This window comes from Daejeonella sp., assembly GCF_037719425.1.
In the GTDB taxonomy this organism is placed as follows: domain Bacteria; phylum Bacteroidota; class Bacteroidia; order Sphingobacteriales; family Sphingobacteriaceae; genus Daejeonella.
On sequence record NZ_JBBJNI010000011.1, the window covers coordinates 43717 to 48506 of the forward strand.

5 protein-coding genes are annotated in these 4790 nt (G+C 43.5%); 3 read left to right on the plus strand and 2 right to left on the minus strand.

What is annotated here, in order from left to right:
* Nucleotides 1-67 precede the first annotated feature (67 nt).
* Together WKF69_RS02860 and ubiE are read right to left on the minus strand one after the other, a co-directional pair.
* On the minus strand, nucleotides 68-814 hold the full coding sequence (locus WKF69_RS02860; protein WP_340379398.1) for an outer membrane beta-barrel protein: 747 nt from the start codon (nucleotides 812-814) through the stop codon (nucleotides 68-70).
* The gene (gene ubiE, locus WKF69_RS02865; RefSeq protein WP_340379399.1) at nucleotides 811-1542 is read right to left on the minus strand and encodes a bifunctional demethylmenaquinone methyltransferase/2-methoxy-6-polyprenyl-1,4-benzoquinol methylase UbiE; all 732 of its coding nucleotides are present in this window, start codon (nucleotides 1540-1542) and stop codon (nucleotides 811-813) included. Before ubiE ends, WKF69_RS02860 begins: the two co-directional genes overlap by 4 nt.
* A 337-nt stretch (nucleotides 1543-1879) precedes the next feature.
* Between ubiE and yihA the strand changes: the two genes are divergently transcribed.
* The 3 genes from yihA to WKF69_RS02880 form a co-directional block, all read left to right on the plus strand.
* A complete protein-coding gene (gene yihA / locus WKF69_RS02870) occupies nucleotides 1880-2482 on the plus strand; it encodes a ribosome biogenesis GTP-binding protein YihA/YsxC (RefSeq protein ID WP_340379400.1) in 603 nt (200 codons plus the stop codon).
* A gap of 1 nt (nucleotide 2483) precedes the next feature.
* Entirely contained in the window at nucleotides 2484-3344 is an 861-nt protein-coding gene (locus tag WKF69_RS02875; RefSeq protein ID WP_340379401.1) for a UbiA-like polyprenyltransferase, read from the plus strand.
* A gap of 4 nt (nucleotides 3345-3348) precedes the next feature.
* The coding region (locus WKF69_RS02880; protein WP_340379402.1) for a M3 family oligoendopeptidase at nucleotides 3349-4790 on the plus strand (1442 nt) is incomplete at its 3' end.

A 4790-nucleotide genomic window follows, 5' to 3' on the forward strand; every position in this document is an offset into this window, starting at 1 on the left:
GCCCCCAATTCCCCCCAATCTCAAAAATGCAGCTGTCATCCCCGCAAAAGCGGGGACCTATAGGCTCCTACTCAAAGAACAAACTGAACTGAAAATTCCTTAGGAACATCTTATCAATAGGTGCGATGTAAGGGTTTTCCAGTCTGTCCTTGTCCATAAGTACACTTTTGGTAGTTTGGGAAAATTTTATTTCAGGTGACAGCTTGAACCATTCAAAATAAATGTCGAGGCCCAGCCCGGCTTCATACCACAAAGCATTGGGAATACTCTTCAGGTATTTTTCAGATGAGATAAGGTCGCTGTCATCTTTTTTCTTCTTGGAAACGATATCCATAGAATATTTCGCTCCGGCGATGATGTATCCACGGTAATTATTCAGGCGATTGGATTTCAATTTAAACCCGATCGGCAGATCAACAAAGGTGGCCTGCACTTTCTTTTGCACCGAGTAGGTCGGATCATCAAATTCGTAGATGGCAGATATATCAGAAAACACGAGGCCAGGTGTAAACCGGATATTTGTATTCTCAGTTAGCTTGTAATCGGAAACAAATCCAAGAGCAAAGCCTTTTGAAACCGGCGAGCTCAGGCTCATCAATTGGGCAGGAATCATAGGTGTCGTACTACCCGGCTCGGGGAAAGGTCCCCGCCATTCTGCGGTTTTCAGGATCTTATATTCAGCTGCAACGTATTGGAATTTAAATCCGAAATGAAGTGTTTCATTATCAACCCCACCACCCCAATTTTGCTGCGCAAATGAACCAAAGTTGAACAGCATGGTAAGCAACAAGATCAGGTACGGGCTTTTCTTCATTTAGTGCCGGTGTAAATTGAACAAATCCCAAACGCTAAAGGACGCCATTTGGTATTCTGGAACCCAACTTTAATCATTACTTCCGTAAACTGACTGCCATCAGGGAATGCAGCTACTGACTCAGGCAGGTAACTATAAGCAATTGCATCTTTCGAGAACAGTTTCCCAATTGAAGGTGTCACATACTTAAAATAGAAATTATATGCTTGCTTCACTGGAAAAACCTTGGGCTTAGAAAATTCAAGAATTACAGCTTTCCCATCAGGCTTTAACACCCGGAGCATATCTGCCAATCCCTTTTCAAGATTTTCAAAATTACGGACACCGTATGCTACAGTCACTGCATCAAAGTGGTTGTCGTCGAATAATAGCCTTTCAGAGTCGCCCATACTTACCTCAAAAACATCCTGAAGGTTTCTTTTTCTGATCTTCTCTTTTGCGATGGCCAGCATCCCCTCAGAAATATCCACGCCGGTTATCTTTTCAGGCTTCAATATCTTTATTGACTCAAATGCAAAATCCCCTGTACCGGTAGCTACATCAAGTATATGTTTCGGCTTGTCGGAAAGCAGCTCCCTAATAGCCATTTTTCTCCATATAACATCAATGCCTAATGATAAAAAATGGTTCAGAAAGTCGTAAGTGCCTGAAATATTATTGAACATCGTCGCGACCTGTTCCTTTTTGGAAGCTTCCGAATCGCGGTAAGGGGTAACGGGTTTGGACATACGGAGGCAAAGATAGAGTTTTACGTTGTACGTTTTACGTTATACGTTGGCGGCGTACCACAGCGTTTAGTAACTTATAACGTAAAACGTATAACTTTTACGGCGTTTAGAAAAACTTACAACGTATCACGTAAAACGTATAACTTTTGCAGCGTTTAGTAACTTATAACGTAAAACGTACAACGTATAACTTTTACGGCGTTTAGAAAAACTTACTACGTAAAACGTATAACTTTTGCAGCGTTTAGTAACTTATAACGTAAAACGTATAACGTATAACTTTTACGGCGTTTAGAAAAACTTACGACGTATGACGTAAAACGTATAACTTTGCAAGGTGATCATAAAAAGCGCCGAATTTCAATGCAGCAATACCAGAACTGACAAGTTACCGCCTGCGGTACTGCCTGAATATGCATTTATCGGCCGGTCGAATGTTGGCAAATCCTCTCTGATCAATATGCTGGTTCAGAAAAAGGGACTTGCAAAAACTTCCCAGACCCCTGGTAAAACCCAACTGATCAATCATTTTTTGATCAATGAAAACTGGCAGCTTGTCGATCTTCCCGGTTACGGCTATGCAAAAACATCGAGAAGCAATCGTGCAGACTGGCAAAAGTTCATCAGCTTTTATCTCCGCAACAGGGAAAACCTGCAATGCGTTTTTGTCCTGGTCGACAGCCGGCTTGAGCCACAGAAGATAGATATCGAATTTTGTTCCTGGCTTGGAGAAAATGGCCTGCCCTTCCAGCTTATCTTTACCAAAGCTGATAAGCAATCCCGGGTTAAAACTGATCAGGTGGTTGCGAAATTTCGCAAGTCATTGCTGGACATCTTTGAAGAGGTTCCGGAGCATTATATTACCTCAGCTGAAACCCAGGATGGCCGCGACGAGATCTTAAATTTCATTCACGGGTTAAACAAAACGTTTACGAGGTAGTATGAAGAAGTATTTTTCCCTTGTATTATTTGCACATACGGTGTTCGCCATGCCATTTGCCTTTATTGGCTTCTTTCTGGCTGTTACTACTACCGACTATCAATTTAACTGGATAAAGCTCCTTTTGATGGTTTTATGCATGATATTTGCCCGAAACGCGGCGATGGCTTTCAATCGATACCTGGATCGCGAGATTGATGCTGCAAATCCAAGAACCGTTGTCCGGGACATTCCCTCCGGTCGGATATCGTCCGGGGAGGCTCTTGCATTCACAATCATTAATAGTTTGCTTCTTATCGCCACAACACTGCTTATCAACCGACTGTGTTTCTATCTCTCCCCTGTGGCCCTTGCTGTAGTGCTGGGCTACAGCTATACCAAACGATTTACACCTTTATGCCATTTAATACTGGGTCTCGGCCTGGCGCTGGCGCCTATAGGTGCCTATCTTGTTGTAACGGGAGAATTTGCTATGCTGCCGATATATTTCTCGCTGGCTGTTTTATGCTGGGTCAGCGGTTTTGACATAATTTATGCGCTCCAGGATGAGGAGTTTGACCGGGTGAATCAGCTTAACTCTATCCCTGCATGGCTTGGAAAAGAAAGGGCATTGACTGTCTCGTCGATACTTCACTTTTTCGCTATTGTTTTTATCAGCCTCCCATACTTCCTTTCGGGATTAAGCTGGTTCTATCTTGCAGGAATAATTTTCTTCATTATGCTATTAATTTATCAGCACCAGCTTGTAAAACCTAATGACCTGTCGAAAGTAGACCGCGCGTTTTTTACGACAAATGGAATAGCATCGGTTGTATTTGCTGTATTTTTTCTATTAGACGTTTATTTGAGAAATCAATTGTAATAATATGGACACTCTTAAGATCAATAAAAAGCCGAGAACATATATCCCTCAGGATCTGAAAATATCATGGGAAAGCCTCGAGCCGATATTCAATGAATTACTTGCCAGAGATATCAACTCGCGTGCTGAGCTCGAGAATTGGCTTAGGGACCGAAGTGAGATTGAAGCGGCTCTTGAGGAAGATTTTGCCTGGCGATATATCAGGATGACCTGTGATACAACCGATGAAAAGCTGCTGGCAGATTTCCAGTTTTTCGCAACCGAGATCGAACCAAAGATCGCACCGCTGAATAATGAACTGAATAAGAAGTTTATCGGAAATAAGTTTTCTGAAAAGCTTGACGAGAATAAATACTTCGTCTACACAAGAGGTGTCAAAAAGGCCCTTGAGCTTTTCCGGGAAGAAAATATTCCTTTGCAGACCCAGATCCAGGTAGAACAGCAGAAATATCAGGGAATAACGGGTGCTATGTCTGTGACCCTGCACGGCAAAGAGTATACACTCGAGCAGGCAGCCGTATTTTTAAAGGACACGGACAGAGCGGTTCGCCAGGAGGCATGGGAAGCTATTACCGCGCGAAGGTTGCAGGACAAAGATAAACTTGATGAACTTTTTAACGGTCTCCTGAAATTAAGACACCAGGTTGCATTGAACGCTGGCTTCGAAAACTTCAGGGATTATATGTTCCAGGCCCTTGGGCGGTTTGACTACACCGCGCACGACTGCTATAAGTTCCATGAAGCAATAGAGAAAGAAATCGTACCGATACTTGATGAGCAGGCTGAAAACCGCCGCAAAGCCCTGGGTTTAAAAGAGCTTAAGCCCTGGGACATGGACGTAGATGTATCCGGGAAGCTAGCCTTAAAACCGTTCAATTCCGGTGAAGAGTTGATTGAAAAGTCTATTCAATGCTTCCGCGGACTCAGCCCATACATTGGCGAGAGATTAGAGATCATGAAAGCCAACGGCTTCTTTGATGTGGAAAGCCGCAAAGGAAAGGCTCCGGGAGGTTATAATTATCCCCTTGCGGAAAGTGGTGCTCCCTTTATCTTCATGAATTCGGCCGGAACATTCCGCGATCTTACTACGATGGTGCACGAGGGCGGCCATGCTGTACATACATTTGTTTCAGCTGATCTGGAACTCAATGATTTCAAACATCTCCCGTCTGAGGTAGCAGAACTTGCATCAATGAGCATGGAGCTAATCTCGATGGATAAATGGGATGTATTCTTCGACAATCCGGACGACCTGAAGCGTGCAAAAAAAGATCAGCTGAAAGATGTGCTCAAGACGTTGCCCTGGGTAGCAGTTGTTGACCAATTCCAGCATTGGATCTACACCAATCCTGATCAAACCCCGGAAGAAAGAAGCGAAGCCTGGAAAAGCATTTTTGAACCTTTCGGAAATAACTTTACAGACTGGAGCGAACATCCGGAAGCGCT

Excerpts from the sequence above, each read along its gene's own strand:
- WKF69_RS02860 (WP_340379398.1), bottom strand. The coding sequence starts at position 814 with ATGAAGAAAAGCCCGTACCTGATCTTGTTGCTTACCATGCTGTTCAAC.
- ubiE (WP_340379399.1), bottom strand. The coding sequence starts at position 1,542 with ATGTCCAAACCCGTTACCCCTTACCGCGATTCGGAAGCTTCCAAAAAG.
- WKF69_RS02875 (WP_340379401.1), top strand. The coding sequence starts at position 2,484 with ATGAAGAAGTATTTTTCCCTTGTATTATTTGCACATACGGTGTTCGCC.